We start from the raw sequence: 16,180 nt of genomic DNA on the forward strand, positions 1-16,180 counted from the left end.
AGGGCCTTCGCGGGTAAACCCGCTCCCACAAGCCCTGCACACCTCCTGTGGGAGCGGGTTTACCCGCGAAGACGTAGGGTCAGGCCCTGCATCAACAGCAGTGGAACGCGCAACTTTGTAGTTCACAGGAATTAATGGCGGCAGCTCATGTCGACACTTGAAAGTTTATCCTGGCAAATAGCCTATCCGCCGTCACTCGACTTCGGGCAACAGTTGACCCGCGAACAATTGCAGCGCTCGATGCAGGAAACCATGTCCCTGCACGAAGGCGGCCCGGTCTGGCTGTTTGCCTACGGCTCGCTGATCTGGCGCCCCGAGTGCAATTCGGTCGAGCGCCAGCGGGCACGGGTGCATGGCTACCACCGCGGCCTGTACCTGTGGTCCCACGAGCACCGCGGCACACCGGAATGTCCGGGCCTGGTGTTCGGCCTGGACCGTGGCGGTTCCTGCAGTGGTTTCGCCTACCGTCTGGATGAAAGCAACCTTGACGATTCGCTGATGGCCCTGTGGATGCGCGAAATGCCGTTCCCGGCCTATCGCCCGCACTGGCTCAGCTGCCGTCTGGGCGACGGCAGCAAGGTCCAGGCCCTGGGCTTCGTGCTGGAACGGCACTTGCCATGCTACGCGGGCAACCTGCCGGACACCCTGCTCAGCCAGATCCTCGCCAACGCCAAGGGGCGCTATGGCACGACACGCGATTACGTGGAGCAGACCCTCAACGCCCTGCGCAGTCACCAGATGCCCGATCGCAACCTGGAAGCCCGTTTCAGGCGTTGCCACAACCTGCGCGAGGTGTGAGCCCCGCGCATCGGGTTCATTCCTGGCCGGCGGCGGTGCCGAGGAACTTGCGCAGGAACTGGCGGGTGCGCTCTTCCCGCGGATTGGCGAACAGCGCCTTGGCCTCGCCTTGCTCGACGATCACCCCCTTGTCGAAGAAGATCACCCGGTTGGCGACATCGCGGGCGAAGCTCATCTCGTGGGTGACGATGATCATGGTGCGCTTTTCCTCGGCCAGGCCGCGGATGGTTTCCAGCACCTCGCCCACCAGCTCCGGGTCGAGCGCCGAGGTAGGCTCGTCGAACAGGATCACCTCGGGTTCCATGGCCAGGGCGCGGGCGATGGCCACCCGCTGCTGCTGGCCACCGGACAGGCGGCGCGGGTAGGCGTCTTCCTTGCCCGCCAGGCCGACCTTGGCCAGCAGGCGCCTGGCCAGCTCGATGGCCTTGTCGCGGGGCGTCTTCTTGACGATCACCGGCCCCTCGATGACGTTCTCCAGGGCGGTGCGGTGGGGAAACAGGTTGAAGTTCTGGAACACGAATCCGGCCTGCTGGCGCAGGCGGCGGATCGCACCCTGCTGGCCGCCCAGCGGGCGATTGGCATCGATGCTGATGTCGCCGATCTGGATGCGTCCGGCATCGGGGGTTTCCAGCAGGTTCAGGCAACGCAGGAACGTGGTCTTGCCCGAGCCGCTGGGGCCGATGATGGCGACCACCTCGCCGGGTTGCACGGTCAGGTCGATGCCGTTGAGCACGGTATGGCCCTTGAACTGCTTGGTCAGGCCTTGTACTACGATCATCTCATTGCTCCTGGTCGTGCTGGTTGACCCGCGCTTCCATGCGGTTCTGGAAGTGCGCCAGGATGCTGCAGAGGATCCAGTAGACCACCGCGACAGCCAGGTACATGGTGAAGACCTCGAAGGTCCGGGCGGTGATCAGCTGTGCCTGGCGGAACAGCTCGGGCACCTGGATGGTCGCCGCCAGGGCGGTGTCCTTGACCAGCGAGATGAAGCTGTTGCCCAGCGGCGGCAGGGCGGTGCGCAGGGCCTGCGGCAGGATCGCCCGGCGCATGGCCTGGGTGCGGGTCATGCCGATGCTGGCCGCCGCTTCCCACTGACCACGGTCGATCGAAGAGATCGCCGCGCGGAGGATTTCGCAGATATACGCCGCCATGTTCAGCGACAGGCCGATCAGCGATGCCGGGATCGGATCAAGCTCGATGCCGATCTGCGGCAGGCCGAAGTAGATCACGAACAGTTGCACCAGCAGCGGCGTGCCGCGGAAGAACGACACGTAGATGCGGGCGAGCCAGTCCAGCGGCAGGATCTTCGACAGGCGCATCAGTGCCAGGGCGAAGCCCAGCACCAGGCCGAAGAACATGCCGCCGACACTGAGCAGCACGGTATAGCCCGCGCCCTTGAGCAGGAAGGGCGCGGAATCGACAACGAGTTGCAGGCTTTCAGCGATCATTTGGTGACATCGGCACCGAAGTATTTCTCGGACAGCTTGGCCAGCGTGCCGTCGGCCTTGAGCTTGTCGATGGCCTTGTTCAGCGCCGCGAGCAGTTCAGGCTCGCCCTTGCGCAGGGCAACGCCCGACTCCAGCTTGGAGAATTTCTCGCCGGCCAGCGCGGTGGGTTTCTTGTCCTTGGCGGTTTTCTGCACGTACTCGAGCGCGGCCAGGCGGTCGATCAGGATGGCGTCGATACGGCCGTTGCGCAGGTCGGCGAATTTGGTCGGGTCGTCTTCATAGGTACGGACATCGGCTGTCGGCACGTCCTGTTTCACCCACTGCTCGTAGTTGGTGCCCAGGCCGACGCCGACCTTCTTGCCACCGAGGTCGGCGGCGGTCTTGATGTTCTTCTCGTTGTCGCTGCCCTTGAGCACCAGGGCCTGGATGCCGGAAACCGTGTAGGGCTCGGAGAAGTCGTACTTCTTCTTGCGCTCCTCGGAGATGGTCACCTGGTTGATCACCACGTCCAGGCGCTTGGACTCCAGGGCGGCGAGGATACCGTCCCACTTGGTCGGCTGGACCTTGGCCTTGACCCCCAGTTCCTTGGCCAGCAGTTCGGACAGTTCGACCTCGAAGCCGGCCAGCTTGCCGTTCTCGTCCTGGAAGCTGAACGGTGGGTAGGTGCCTTCCAGGCCGACGTTGATCACGCCCTTCTCCTGGATGGTCTTCAACTGCTCGCCGGCGAAGGCCTGGCCGAGCAGGCCGGCACCGAGCAGGAGCGCCAGGCTGGCGTTGAGAAGGGGTTTGGCGAATTTGGTCATGGCAGGCCCCGCGCTTGTTGTGGAAGTAGTGAGGTGGCGACTATAGAGGTGGGCTTCATAGGCCGGGAAATAATAAAAAATCATGTTGTTATTCCCGTTTCTGCATTTTGCAGTCGCTTATGCCCGACTTAGCTCAGGATGGAATAAAGCGTTGTTTTTTCCAAGAGGCAGATTTGACGTATCGTTGATCGCATCCATCCAATGCTGGCCTCTTCGCGGGTAAACCCGCTCCCACAGGTCCAGCGCAAGCCTCAAGGGCAATACGGTCCCTGTGGGAGCGGGTTTACCCGCGAAGGGGCCCTACCCGGCGATAAAAACAGTTGGCCTATCCGGCAGGAGAAACACCGTGAGCGAACAACCATCAACCGGGCACTGGCAACTGCAGGGCATCGTCAGTGGCCTGCGCAGCGCCCGTGAGCAGTGGCGCAGCAACAACGGCCGCAGCAGCGGCGAGCAGGGCGGGCGCGAGCTGCCGTCGCGCGAGGCGCTGCGGCAGATTCTCGAGCAGCTGTGCGGCGCGCTGTTCCCCATGCGCCTGGGCCCGGTGGATCTGCGTGAAGAGAGCGAAGACTTCTACGTCGGCCACACCCTCGACGCCGCGCTCACCGCGCTGCTGGCCCAGGCCCGCCTGGAGCTGCGCTACGCGGCGCGCCATGGCAAGACCGATGTGGTCGATGTCGATGGCCATGCCCTGCGCCTGATCCAGGACTTCGCCGCGGCCCTGCCGGCCCTGCGCGTGCTGCTGGACACCGACGTGCTCGCGGCCTTCCACGGCGACCCGGCGGCGCGCAGCGTCGACGAGGTGCTGCTGTGCTACCCGGGCATCCTGGCGATCATCCACCACCGCCTGGCCCACCACCTGTACCGGGCCGGCCTGCCGTTGCTGGCGCGGATCAGCTCGGAGCTGGCGCACTCGGCCACCGGCATCGACATCCACCCCGGCGCGCAGATCGGCCCGAGTTTCTTCATCGACCATGGCACCGGCGTGGTGATCGGCGAGACCGCGATCATCGGCGAGCGGGTGCGTATCTACCAGGCCGTAACCCTGGGCGCCAAGCGCTTCCCCAGCGACGAGTCGGGCACCCTGCACAAGGGCCTGGCCCGCCACCCGATCGTCGAGGACGACGTGGTGATCTACGCGGGTGCGACCATCCTCGGAAGGATCACCATCGGCAAGGGCTCGACTATCGGCGGCAACGTCTGGCTGACCCGCAGCGTGCCGGCTGACAGCAACATTACCCAGGCTAACCTGCAGCTGGATTGCGAGGGTAAGAAAGCCTTCTGACTCAAGGGCTGGGATGCGTGGGAGCGGGCTTGCCCCGCGATGGCGATGGTGGGTGTGACCCTGCAATCGCGGGGCAAGCCCGCTCCCACGTGCATTCTGTTCGGTCCCCGCCCAGCGGCATCGGGTCGCATTGAAACTCGATCCATGTTTAACTTGAACGCTTGTTCAACGAAAAACGCTGGTCCATTGCCGGTGTTCAAAAGGAGGAATCGCCTTTGCTGAACCCGTTCAATCCGAACCTCACGTCCTTCGACGAGGTGCCCGTTCAATGAGTGCACCGACCCCCGACCTTGCCAACGGCAAGATCCGCATGAACCCCCCCGTGTTCTACTTCGCGGCAAGCTTCATCCTCCTCTTCGGCCTGATCGTAATCGCCCAGCCCCAGGCCGCCGGCGACTGGCTGCTGGCGGCGCAGAACTGGGCGGCCAACACCGTCGGCTGGTACTACATGCTGGCCATGACCCTGTACCTGGTCTTCGTGGTGGTCACCGCCTTGTCCGGCTACGGCAAGATCAAGCTCGGCGCCGACCACGACGAGCCCGAGTTCAGCTACCTGTCCTGGGCTGGCATGCTGTTCGCCGCCGGTATCAGCATCACCCTGTTCTTCTTCTGCGTCTCCGAGCCGCTGACCCACATGCTACAGCCGCCGCAGGGCGAGGCCGGCACAGCCGAGGCCGGGCGCCAGGCGATGCAGATCCTGTTCCTGCACTGGGGCCTGCACGGCTGGGGCGTGTTCGCCTTCGTCGGCATGGCGCTGGCCTACTTCGCCTACCGGCACAACCTGCCGCTGGCCCTGCGCTCGGCGCTTTACCCGCTGATAGGCAAACGCATCAACGGCCCGATCGGCTACGCGGTGGACGGCTTCGGCATCATCGCCACGGTGTTTGGCCTGGGGGCCGACATGGGCTTCGGCGTGCTGCACCTGAACGCTGGCCTCGACTACCTGTTCGGCATCAGCCACAGCCAGTGGGTGCAGGTGATCCTCATCACCCTGATGATGGGCGCGGCGGTGGCCGTGGCGGTCGCCGGGGTGGAGAAGGGCGTGCGGGTGATGAGCGACATCAACCTGTTCCTGGCCTGCGCGCTGCTGCTGTTCGTGCTGTTCGCCGGGCCCACCCAGCACCTGTTCAATACCCTGATCCAGAACCTCGGTGACTATCTGGGCGCGTTGCCGCGCAAGAGCTTCGATGTGTACGCCTACGGCGAGCAACGCGACTGGCTGGGTGGCTGGACGGTGTTCTACTGGGCCTGGTGGATTGCCTGGGCGCCGTTCGTGGGGCTGTTCATCGCGCGCATTTCGCGCGGGCGCACCATCCGCGAGTTCGTCTTCGGCGTGTTGCTGATCCCGCTGGGCTTCACCCTGGCGTGGATGTCGATCTTCGGCAACAGCGCCCTGGACCAGGTGATCAACCACGGCATGACCGCGCTGGGGCAGTCGGCTATCGACAATCCGTCGATGAGCCTGTACCTGCTGCTGGAAACCTACCCGTGGAGCAAGACGGTGATCGCCGTGACGGTGTTCATCAGCTTCGTGTTCTTCGTCACCTCGGCCGACTCCGGCACGGTGGTGCTGTCGACGCTGTCAGCCAAGGGCGGTGGCGCCGACGAGGACGGCCCGAACTGGCTGCGCATCTTCTGGGGCGCGATGACCGCGCTGATCACCAGCGCGCTGCTGTTCGCCGGCAGCATCGATTCGCTGAAGTCGGCGGTGGTGCTGACCTCGCTGCCGTTCTCGCTGATCCTGCTGTGCATGATGTGGGGGCTGCACAAGGCCTTCTACCTGGAAAGCCAGCGGCAGATCGCGCAGATGCACTCGCTGGCGCCCTTTGCCCAGTCCCGGCGTGGGCGTGGCGGCTGGCGCCAGCGCCTGAGCCAAGCCGTGCACTTCCCGTCGCGGGACGAGGTGTACCGCTTCATGGACGACGTGGTGCGTCCGGCGATCGCCGAGGTACGCGAGGTGTTCGAGCAGAAGGGGCTGGTGCTGATCACCCAGGATGACCCGAGCCACGACAACGTCAGCCTGAAGATCGGCCATGGCGAGGAGCAGCCGTTCATCTACCAGGTGCAGATGCGTGGTTACTTCACGCCGTCGTTCGCGTTGGGTGGGTTGGGTACCCAGGAGTTGAAGAACCGTCGCTACTACCGGGCGGAGGTGCACTTGAGCGAAGGTAGCCAGAACTATGATCTGGTGGGCTACAGCAAGGAGCAGATCATCAACGACATCCTCGACCAGTACGAGCGGCACATGCAGTACCTGCATCTGGTCAGGTAGATCGCTGGGGCCGCTTTGCGGCCCTTATCGCGGCACAAGGCCGCTCCTACAGGGGAATGTGATCTCCTGTAGGAGCGGCCTTGCGCCGCGAAAGGAGGCCAAAGGCCTCCCTGGGGCTCAGAACGGCGCATCCCCCAGGATGGTCGCCCGGTGCATCACCCGCCGATTGGGTCGGTAATCATCCACAGCAAAATGCTGCGTGACGCGGTTGTCCCAGAACGCCACGTCATTTTCCTGCCATCGCCAGCGAATGCTGAACTCCGGCCGCGTCGCATGGGCGAACAGCAGCTTGAGCAGCGCCTCGCTCTCCTGCTCGTTCAGCTCGTTGATCCGCGTGGTGAAACCTTCATTGACGAACAGCGCCTTGCGCCCGCTGACCGGGTGGGTACGCACCACCGGGTGCGACAGTGGCGGGTTGTTGCGCCGGGTGGCTTCCCAGCGCGCCAGGTCTTCGGCGGTGGTGCCGAAGCGCTCCAGCGGGAACGACTTGGTGAAATCGTGGGTGGCGGTCAGGCCGTCGAGCATCGTGCGCAGCGGCGCCGACAGCGCCTCGAACGCGGCGATCCCGCTGGCCCACAGGGTGTCGCCGCCAAAGGCCGGCAACTGCTTGGCGCTGAGCACCGCGCCCAGCGCGGGAGTCGGCAGGAAGGTCACGTCGGTGTGCCAGACGGCGTTGTCGCGCACGTCGGTGACCGCGGTGTCGAGGATCAGTACCTGCGGCGTCTGCGGCACATTGGGGTAGATCGGGTGGATGTGCAGGTCGCCGAAGCGCGCGGCGAAACGGGCCTGTTGCTCGGGGGTGATCGGCTGGTCGCGGAAGAACAGCACCTGGTGTTCGAGCAGCGCCTGCTCGATGGCATCACGCTGTTCGAGGGTGATATCGCGGCTGATGTCCACGCCGCTGATCTGCGCGCCAAGGGCCGGGCTGAGAGGGGTGATGGTCAGGCTCATGTCGGTCTCGCTTGAAGGTTCGTTTCTCGTGCAGGCCGAGAAGTTCTATCGCGGGGCAAGCCCGCTCCCACGAGGTGAGACGGCTGCGTGGGAGCGGGCTTGCCCCGCGAATGGTCGTGACGGATCAGTGGCTCTGGCCATGCCAGGGCACCAGCTTGCGCTGCAGGGCGCGCAGGCCCATTTCCAGGGTGAAGGCGATCAGGGCGATCAGCAGGATCCCCAGCACCACCACGTCGGTGACCAGGAACTGCGCCGCCGACTGCACCATGAAGCCCAGGCCGCTGGTGGCGGCGATCAGCTCGGCGGCGACCAGGGTCGACCAGCCCACGCCAAGGCCGATGCGGATGCCGGTGAGGATGTCGGGCAGGGCGCTGGGCAGGATCACATGGCGGATCAGTTGCGCCCGGGTGGCCCCCAGCGACTGCGCGGCGCGCAGCTTGGCCTGGTCGACGGTGCGCACGCCGGTGGCGGTGGCGATGGCGATCGGGGCGAAGATCGCCAGGTAGATCAGCAGCACCTTCGACAGCTCGCCGATGCCGCACCAGATGACGATCAACGGCAGGTAGGCCAGCGGCGGGATCGGCCGGTAGAACTCGATCAGCGGGTCGAGGATGCCACGGGCCACGCGGTTGTAGCCGATGGCCAGGCCGACGGGGATGGCGGTCAGGGTCGCCGCCACCAGCGCCAGGCCGATACGGCCCAGGCTTGCGCCCAGGTGCTGCCACAGGCTGGCATCCATGTAGCCCTGGGTAAGCAGCGTCCAGCCCTTGGCCAGGATATCGGCGGGCGAGGGCAGGAACAGGGGTTCGACCCAGCCGGCGGCGGTTACCAGCCACCACGCCAGCAACAGGGAGGCCAGGGTGAGGGTGCTGATCCAGCGGGTCGGCAAGGGCTTGCGGGTTTTCACGACAGGAGGCGTGCGTGGTGCCCGCTTGGCGGCGGCCGGCAATTCGATACTGCTCATGCGGACTCCTGACGTTGCGAGAACACCCGCGCCAGCACGTGCTCGCGGGTTTCGATGAAGCGGGGATCGGACTTGATCGCCCGGGCCGACTCGCCAGCGGCGTAGCGCTGGCCGAAGTCCAGTTGCAGACGCTCGACCACACGCCCCGGATTGGGCGCCAGCAGCACCAGCTCGGTGGCGAGGAACACCGCCTCTTCGATGTCGTGGGTGATCAGGAACACCGGTTTGGCGGTGCGCTGCCAGACCTGCAACAGCAGCTCCTGCATCTGTTCGCGGGTAAAGGCATCGAGGGCGCCGAACGGCTCGTCCATCAACAGCACCCGCGGGTCGGCGGCCAGCGCCCGGGCCAGGCCCACGCGCTGCTTCTGCCCGCCGGACAATTGCCAGATACGCCGCTCGCCGAAGCCGGCGAGGTCTACCAGCGCCAGCATCTCGCGGGCCTTGGCTTCACGCTGGACACGGGGCACGCCGGCCAGCTCGAGGCCGAAGGCGACGTTGCCGAGCACGTCCTGCCAGGGCAGCAGGGCATCGTCCTGGAACACCACGCCGCGATCGGCGCCAGGGCCTTGCACTGGCGCGCCGTCGAGGCTGATGCGCCCGCCGCTGGGGGCAACGAAGCCGGCGATCAGGTTGAGCAACGAGGTCTTGCCGCTGCCGGACGGCCCGAGGGCCACCAGCAGCTGGCGCGGGCCCAGGCTCAGGTTGATGTCGGCCAGCACCGGGGTAGCGGCGCCGGGGTACTGTGCGCTGATGCGCTCCAGTTCGAGCAAGGCCATGACGGGCTCCGGATCAGTTGGGCAGGTATTGGGCGCTGACGTAGGGCGAGTAGTCGGGCAGCACGGCGTCGACCTTGCCCTGTTGCTTGAGGAAGGTGGCGGTGTCGGTCAGTGCCTGGGTGGTCGGCTCGCGCAGTGCGCTGGCCTGGTCGGCGGCCAGCGGATAGACGTTGCCCTGCAGCAGTACCGGGATATCGGCAGGCTTGGCGCCGGACAGCTTGACCAGCTTGGCGACGTTGTCCTTGTCGGCCAGCCAGGCTTTCGGGTCCTTGCGGTAGTCGGCGTAGGCATCGAGGGTGACCTTGGCGAACGACTTGACGATCTCCGGGTGCTTGGCGGCGAAGTCCTTGCGCACGATCCAGGCATCGAAGGTCGGCGCGCCTTTCTCGGCCAGCTCGCCCGAGGTGATCAGCACCTTGCCGTTTTCCTTGGCCACGCCCAGGGCCGGGTCCCAGACGTAGGTGGCGTCGATGTCGCCGCGCTTCCAGGCGGCGATGATCGCCGGTGGCGCGAGGTTGAGGATCTGCACTTTCGACGGGTCGATGTTCCAGCTCTTGAGCGCGGCCAGCAGGCTGTAGTGGCCGGTGGAAACGAACGGCACGGCGACTTTCTTGCCGATCAGGTCCTGCGGGGTCTTGATGTTGTCACGGGCGACCAGGGCCTCGCCGGCGCCGATCTGGGTAGCGATCAGGAAGGTCTCGACCGGCAGCTTGCGAGTGGCGGCGGCGGCCAGCGGGCTGGAGCCGAGGTAGCCGATCTGCACGTCGCCCGAGGCGACGGCGGTGATCACATCGGCGCCATTATCGAACTTGCGCCAGTCGATGCTGGCCTTGCTGTCCTTTTCATAGGTGCCATCGACCTGGGCCACCTTGGCCGGGTCGACGGTGGTCTGGTAGGCGACGGTCAGGTCGGCGGCCTGGGCCAGCCAGCTGGCACTGGCGAGGGTCAGGGCGGCGAACAGGCGCAGCGGAGCATGCGGGATCATGGTTGAACCTCTCGTCAGGCATTCTGGGATGGATGGCGAGAAGACTAGATGATCTAAGAAATAGTAAATAAATAACTTTTTAGAATTAGCTTAAAAGCCAAACGCTCTGAACCTGCGCGGTTTACGGGCTCGCTCCCGCACGAGGTGGGAAGCTGGCGGAATCGCTCAAGACGGCTAGTCTTGTTCGGTTCCTGCGGGGGTACCATCGGTCGACAGCTCGGCAAACGTTTGCACATAACCTAAAGGTATGATTGACGGCGTCGATACAGCGTTTCGTAGGAATGGTTCCGATGTTATTCCGTAAAAATCTTACAGATTCATAAAACGGTCATTTTGGATTTATAGGATTGTCATTATCCTGTAGCGCAGGTCGGCGGGTTAGACCAAAGTCGCAGATCGACCGTTAGCGATTGACTTGGCGGTCACGCATTTGTGCTAAATCGCCAATCCGGGTGAGTGGGGCAGCAGACTCCGCCGCTTGAGACGCACAAAAATTAGAACGTAGAGGAGCAAAACATGTACAAGTCCAGCCTGGCCCTGGCCGTGGCACTGGGGGTTCTCGCCCAACAAGCAGGCGCTGCCGGTTTCATCGAAGACAGCAAGCTGTCCCTGAGCTCGCGCACCATGTACTTCGACAACAACAACCGCGAAGCGCACGCCACTCCGGCAACCGCGACTCGTCCGGCCGGCAAGCGTCCGGATCAGCGTGAAACCGGTCAAGGTTTCAAGCTCGACTACATCTCCGGCTTCACTGAAGGCACCGTAGGCTTCGGTGTCGATGCCCAGGCCGTGTGGGGTATCCACCTCGATGGTGGCAAGGGCTACCACAAGTCCGGCTTCCTTCCGGACGATACCGACGGCTCTTCGGTAAGCCAGTGGGCACGCGTTGGCGCCAACGCCAAGGCCCGCTTCTCCAAGACCGAAGCGCACTTCGGTAGCGCCCTGGCACCGATGCTGCCGATCCTGGTCTCCAACGACGGTCGTCTGCTGCCGCAGACCTTCGAAGGTGCAACCATCACCTCGAAGGAAATCGACAACCTGACCATCAACGCCGGTCAGCTGACCCACGCAATGGGTCGTGCCTCGAGCAACCGTACCGGCCTGTCGGTCAACGGCGCGACCGCTGACAGCAACAAGTTCCGCTACGGTGGCCTGGACTACAAGCTCACTCCAGACCTGACCCTGCAGTACTACTACTCGAACCTGGAAGACTTCTACAAGCAGAGCTTCCTGGGCGCCACCCACGTCTTCAAGATCGCTGACGACCAGTCGTTCAAGACCGACCTGCGCTACTTCGACAGCAGCAGCGATGGCAAGAACGGCCACGGTGGCGGCTACAACTTCAACAACAACGGCGGTTATGCCAAGGAAACCGGCAAGGTCGACAACAAGACCTGGTCCGCCATGTTCACCTATACCCTCGGTGGCCACGCGCTGATGCTCGGCCATCAGCAGGTCAACGATGATGGTGGCTTCGTCTGGCTGAACCAGGGCGGTGTCGTTGATGGTAACGGCCGTGCCGAAGGTGCGGGCGGTGCCAGCTTCTACCTGTTCACCGACAGCATGATCAACCAGTTCGCCAAGGCCGGTGAAAACACCACCTTCGGTCAGTACTCCTACGACTTCGCCCGCCTGGGCGTGCCGGGCCTGAAGGCTTCGGTAGCCTACCTGCGCGGTCAGGATGGTCGTAACACCGACGGCCACGGTACCTTCAGCGAGTGGGAGCGTGACGCTCGCGTCGACTACGTTCTGCAGGAAGGCACCCTCAAGGGCCTGGGCTTCAGCCTGCGCCAGGGCGTCTACCGTGGCACCGGTTCGGGCGCTGCGAACGACCAGGATCAGACTCGCTTCATCGTCAACTACACTTACGCCTTCATGTAAGTCGTAGCTGCAACGAGAAAGCCTCGCCTAGTGCGAGGCTTTTTTGTGTCTGCGAATCCGTATGCTTAATGGTTATAAATAAATCGATATTTATTCTTTTTATTTTTATTCGGAAGCAGGCACATTGAACCCACAAGGCCAGACACAGCACAGGAGCCGCTTTCATGAGCCTCAAACTCGGCGATATCGCCCCCGATTTCGAACAGGATTCCAGCGCCGGCAAGATCCGTTTCCACGAATGGCTGGGCGACAGCTGGGGCGTGCTGTTCTCCCACCCGGCCGACTTCACCCCGGTGTGCACCACCGAGCTGGGCCTGACCGCCAAGCTCAAGGAAGACTTCGCCAAGCGTGGCGTGAAAGCCATCGCCCTGTCGGTGGACCCGGTCGACTCGCACCACAAGTGGATCGATGACATCAACGAGACCCAGAACACCGTGGTCAACTTCCCGATCATCGCCGACGCCGACCGCAAGGTCTCCGACCTGTACGACTTGATCCACCCCAACGCCAGCGACACCCTGACCGTGCGCTCGCTGTTCGTCATCGACCCGAACAAGAAGGTGCGCCTGACCATCACCTATCCGGCCAGTACCGGGCGCAACTTCAACGAGATCCTGCGGGTGATCGACTCGCTGCAGCTGACCGACAACTACAAGGTCGCCACGCCAGGCAACTGGCAGGACGGCGACGAGGTAGTGATCGTGCCTTCGCTCAAGGACGAGGACGAAATCAAGCGGCGCTTCCCGAAAGGGTACCGGGCGGTGAAACCCTATCTGCGACTGACCCCGCAACCAAATCGATGAGGTATTGCTCGTTGCATTGCTCTTAGCCAAGCAGGGATCTTCGGGCCGTTTCGACGGCCCTTTTTTATGTCTACCGAAAGCCTGTAGGAGCGGCCTTGTGCCGCGAAAGGGGGGCGCAGCACCCCCAGGATTTTCAGCGTCAATGCACTTATCGCCGGGGCCGCTTTGCGGCCCTTTCGCGGCACAAGGCCGCTCCTACAGAGATAAATCTGAATATCTCTATATGGAATAAATAAATACGAAAATATGATTTCTAGATATATATGACTAACTGTTAATGTCACTTCCATCCAGCGGGGACAACCCCTCGCGGCCCTGCAATCGAATCGAAGGAAGCGCTTTCAATGCTGGTTGTTTCTGTCGGTGGTAGCCCCAGTCTTCGTTCACGCTCCGGCGTGCTGCTAGAGCGCTCGCGCGACTGGCTGCAGGAGCGCGGCGTCGAGGTGGTGACCTTCCAGGTGCGGGAATTCCCCGCCGAGGACCTGCTCCACGCGCGCTTCGACAGCCCGCAGGTGCGTCACTTCAATGAACTGGTGGCCCAGGCCGATGGCCTGGTGGTCGCCACCCCGGTGTACAAGGCGTCGTTCGCCGGCGCCCTGAAGACCTTGCTCGACCTGCTGCCCGAGCGTGCCCTGGAACACAAGGTGGTCCTGCCGATCGCCACCGGTGGCAGCATCGCCCACATGCTGGCCGTGGACTACGCCCTCAAGCCCGTGCTGTCGGCCCTCAAGGCGCAGGAGACCCTGCAGGGGATCTTCGCCGACGACAGCCAGATCGCCTACGGCGAAGGCGCCAGGCCCGCGCAACTGGCCGCTGCCCTGGAGCAGCGCCTGCAGGATTCGCTGGAAACGTTCCACAGCGCCCTGGCGCGCCGGCCTCGGCCGGTGGTACCGGGCGAACTCAACGAACGCCTGATCAGCGCCCGTTGGAGCATCTGATCCCTCGCTACACCGCTTGACCGTTTTTCCCACCTTACTCGCCCGTCAACGAGGCAAGCAGGTGCTACCCGAACCCATTCGCACAGGAGAGCGCCATGCGCACAGTCTTCTTGCGTCGCGGTCTGGTCGCCCTGTTTGCGGCGGCTGTGTCCTTCGGCGCCATCACCCAAGCCCAGGCCGAGAGCCTGCGCATTGGTTACCAGAAATACGGCACCCTGGTGCTGCTCAAGGCCAAGGGCTCGCTGGAAAAGCGCCTGAAGGAGCAGGGCATCGACGTGCAATGGACCGAGTTCCCCGGCGGCCCGCAACTGCTCGAAGGCCTCAACGTCGGCTCCATCGACTTCGGCGTGACCGGCGAAACCCCGCCGGTGTTTGCCCAGGCCGCGGGTGCCGACCTGCTGTACGTCGCCTATGAGCCGCCAGCCCCGCACAGCGAGGCGATCCTTGTGCCGAAGGGATCGACGATCCAGTCGGTGAAGGAACTCAAGGGCAAGAAAGTCGCCCTCAACAAGGGCTCCAACGTGCACTACCTGCTGGTGCGCGCCCTGGAAGACGCCGGCCTCAAGTACACCGATATCCAGCCCGTCTACCTGCCGCCGGCCGACGCCCGCGCCGCCTTCGAGCGCGGCAGCGTCGACGCCTGGGTGATCTGGGACCCGTACCAGGCCGCCGCCGAACAACAGCTGCAGGCGCGCACCCTGCGTGACGGCAAGGACCTGGTCGACAACCACCAGTTCTACCTGGCCACCCGCAGCTATGCCACCCAGCACCCGGCGGTGATCAACACCCTGGTCGAGGAAGTGCGCGCCGTGGGCGAATGGTCCCGGGCCAACCCGCAGCAGGTCACCGACCAGGTCGCGCCACTGCTCGGCCTGCCCGCCGACATCACCCTGACCTCGGTCAAGCGCCAAGGCTACGGCGCCGCGCCGCTGACTCCGGACGTGATCGCCGCGCAGCAGAAGATTGCCGACACCTTCCAGGCCCTGAAGCTGATTCCCAAGCCCTTGAGCATCAAGGACGTGATCTGGACACCCCCGGCCAAGGTCGCCAGCGCGCCTTGAACGATTCGCCTGCGCCGGGGCGCCGCTCCGGCATGAGCCACCCTTGAGGAGACAACTCCAATGAGCCTTAACATCTTCTGGTTCCTCCCCACCCACGGTGACGGCAAGTACCTGGGCACCAGCGAAGGCGCCCGCGCCGTCGACCACGGCTACCTGAGCCAGATCGCCCAGGCCGCCGACCGCCTGGGCTTCGGCGGCGTGCTGATCCCCACCGGACGTTCCTGCGAGGACTCCTGGCTGGTGGCGGCGTCGCTGATCCCGGTGACCGAGCGCCTGAAGTTCCTGGTGGCCCTGCGTCCGGGGATCATTTCGCCGACCGTGGCCGCGCGCCAGGCCGCCACCCTGGATCGCCTGTCCAACGGCCGTGCGCTGTTCAACCTGGTGACCGGCGGTGATCCGGACGAACTGGCCGGCGATGGCCTGCACCTGAACCACCAGGAGCGATACGAGGCGTCGGTGGAATTCACCCGCATCTGGCGCAAGGTGCTTGAAGGCGAAACGGTCGACTACGACGGCAAGCATATCCAGGTGAAGGGCGCCAAGCTGCTCTACCCGCCGATCCAGCAGCCGCGTCCGCCGCTGTACTTTGGTGGCTCCTCCGAGGCCGCCCAGGACCTGGCCGCCGAGCAGGTCGAGCTGTACCTGACCTGGGGCGAGCCGCCGGCGGCCGTCGCCGAGAAGATCGCCCAGGTGCGCGAGAAGGCTGCCGCCCAAGGCCGTGAAGTGCGCTTCGGCATCCGCTTGCACGTGATCGTGCGGGAAACTAACGAGGAGGCCTGGGCCGCCGCCGACAGGCTCATCTCGCACCTGGACGACGACACCATCGCCCGTGCCCAGGCGTCGCTGGCGCGCTTCGACTCGGTCGGCCAGCAACGCATGGCCGCCCTGCATGGCGGCAAGCGCGACAAGCTGGAAGTGGCGCCGAACCTGTGGGCCGGTGTCGGCCTGGTGCGTGGCGGTGCCGGCACCGCGCTGGTGGGCGATGGCCCGACCGTCGCGGCGCGGGTCAAGGAATACGCCGATCTTGGCATCGACACGTTCATCTTCTCCGGTTATCCACACCTGGAGGAGTCGTACCGCGTCGCCGAGCTGCTGTTCCCGCACCTGGACGTGCAGCGCCCGGAACAACCGAAGACCGGTGGCTACGTGAGCCCGTTCGGTGAAATGGTCGCCAACGACATCCTGCCCAAGTCCGTGTCGCAGAGCTGAGGACCG

General features: G+C 64.4%; 15 protein-coding genes. 8 read left to right on the plus strand and 7 right to left on the minus strand.

Annotated features, from left to right (window positions below; all coding sequences use genetic code 11):
• The first annotated feature begins 147 nt into the window (after positions 1-147).
• The gene (locus tag NMG10_RS19860; RefSeq protein ID WP_254464981.1) at positions 148-798 is read left to right on the plus strand and encodes a gamma-glutamylcyclotransferase; all 651 of its coding nucleotides are present in this window, start codon (positions 148-150) and stop codon (positions 796-798) included.
• A gap of 16 nt (positions 799-814) precedes the next feature.
• Here NMG10_RS19860 and tcyN read toward each other — a convergent pair whose 3' ends face one another.
• From tcyN to tcyJ, 3 genes are read right to left on the minus strand one after another with little or no spacing between them, the layout of a single operon-like run.
• Positions 815-1,576 carry an L-cystine ABC transporter ATP-binding protein TcyN gene (tcyN, locus tag NMG10_RS19865; RefSeq protein WP_203649522.1) on the minus strand — a complete coding sequence of 254 codons (762 nt, stop codon included), beginning with the start codon at positions 1,574-1,576 and terminating at the stop codon, positions 815-817.
• A gap of 1 nt (position 1,577) precedes the next feature.
• Positions 1,578-2,246, minus strand: coding sequence for a cystine ABC transporter permease (gene tcyL, locus NMG10_RS19870; RefSeq protein ID WP_203649523.1), 669 nt, complete (start codon positions 2,244-2,246; stop codon positions 1,578-1,580).
• Positions 2,243-3,049, minus strand: a complete 807-nt coding sequence (tcyJ, locus tag NMG10_RS19875; RefSeq protein WP_203649525.1) for a cystine ABC transporter substrate-binding protein — start codon at positions 3,047-3,049, stop codon at positions 2,243-2,245. Before tcyJ ends, tcyL begins: the two co-directional genes overlap by 4 nt.
• A 346-nt stretch (positions 3,050-3,395) precedes the next feature.
• Between tcyJ and epsC the strand changes: the two genes are divergently transcribed.
• Both epsC and betT read left to right on the plus strand, forming a co-directional pair.
• The gene (gene epsC, locus NMG10_RS19880; protein WP_254464982.1) at positions 3,396-4,334 is read left to right on the plus strand and encodes a serine O-acetyltransferase EpsC; all 939 of its coding nucleotides are present in this window, start codon (positions 3,396-3,398) and stop codon (positions 4,332-4,334) included.
• Positions 4,335-4,644: 310 nt separating this feature from the next.
• Positions 4,645-6,606 carry a choline transporter BetT gene (betT, locus tag NMG10_RS19885; RefSeq protein WP_181427788.1) on the plus strand — a complete coding sequence of 654 codons (1,962 nt, stop codon included), beginning with the start codon at positions 4,645-4,647 and terminating at the stop codon, positions 6,604-6,606.
• Positions 6,607-6,723: 117 nt separating this feature from the next.
• On the opposite strand, the gene tauD is transcribed toward betT, so the two are convergent.
• The 4 genes from tauD to tauA all read right to left on the minus strand — a co-directional run bounded on the left by tauD (position 6,724) and on the right by tauA (position 10,282).
• Positions 6,724-7,557: a taurine dioxygenase gene (tauD, locus tag NMG10_RS19890; protein WP_232854973.1), complete on the minus strand. Its 834-nt coding sequence runs from the start codon at positions 7,555-7,557 to the stop codon at positions 6,724-6,726.
• A 124-nt stretch (positions 7,558-7,681) separates the two neighbouring features.
• Positions 7,682-8,521 carry a taurine ABC transporter permease TauC gene (gene tauC / locus NMG10_RS19895; protein WP_254464983.1) on the minus strand — a complete coding sequence of 280 codons (840 nt, stop codon included), beginning with the start codon at positions 8,519-8,521 and terminating at the stop codon, positions 7,682-7,684.
• The gene (gene tauB / locus NMG10_RS19900; RefSeq protein WP_203649540.1) at positions 8,518-9,297 is read right to left on the minus strand and encodes a taurine ABC transporter ATP-binding subunit; all 780 of its coding nucleotides are present in this window, start codon (positions 9,295-9,297) and stop codon (positions 8,518-8,520) included. Before tauB ends, tauC begins: the two co-directional genes overlap by 4 nt.
• A 13-nt stretch (positions 9,298-9,310) precedes the next feature.
• A complete protein-coding gene (gene tauA, locus NMG10_RS19905) occupies positions 9,311-10,282 on the minus strand; it encodes a taurine ABC transporter substrate-binding protein (RefSeq protein WP_232854974.1) in 972 nt (323 codons plus the stop codon).
• 516 nt (positions 10,283-10,798) lie between these two features.
• Here tauA and NMG10_RS19910 point away from each other — a divergent pair.
• The 5 genes from NMG10_RS19910 (at position 10,799) to ssuD (ending at position 16,174) form a co-directional block, all read left to right on the plus strand.
• Entirely contained in the window at positions 10,799-12,163 is a 1,365-nt protein-coding gene (locus tag NMG10_RS19910; protein ID WP_203649544.1) for an OprD family porin, read from the plus strand.
• Between the two features lie 164 nt (positions 12,164-12,327).
• A complete protein-coding gene (locus tag NMG10_RS19915; RefSeq protein WP_028689219.1) occupies positions 12,328-12,966 on the plus strand; it encodes a peroxiredoxin in 639 nt (212 codons plus the stop codon).
• Between the two features lie 344 nt (positions 12,967-13,310).
• Positions 13,311-13,904 carry an NADPH-dependent FMN reductase gene (ssuE, locus tag NMG10_RS19920; protein ID WP_203649547.1) on the plus strand — a complete coding sequence of 198 codons (594 nt, stop codon included), beginning with the start codon at positions 13,311-13,313 and terminating at the stop codon, positions 13,902-13,904.
• Positions 13,905-13,999: 95 nt separating this feature from the next.
• Positions 14,000-14,965, plus strand: a complete 966-nt coding sequence (locus NMG10_RS19925) for a sulfonate ABC transporter substrate-binding protein (RefSeq protein ID WP_254464984.1) — start codon at positions 14,000-14,002, stop codon at positions 14,963-14,965.
• 60 nt (positions 14,966-15,025) lie between these two features.
• Positions 15,026-16,174, plus strand: a complete 1,149-nt coding sequence (gene ssuD, locus NMG10_RS19930) for an FMNH2-dependent alkanesulfonate monooxygenase (protein WP_203649551.1) — start codon at positions 15,026-15,028, stop codon at positions 16,172-16,174.
• The last annotated feature ends 6 nt before the right edge of the window (positions 16,175-16,180 follow it).

The organism is Pseudomonas sp. DVZ6 (assembly GCF_024259445.1).
GTDB classification, from domain to species: domain Bacteria; phylum Pseudomonadota; class Gammaproteobacteria; order Pseudomonadales; family Pseudomonadaceae; genus Aquipseudomonas; species Aquipseudomonas peradeniyensis.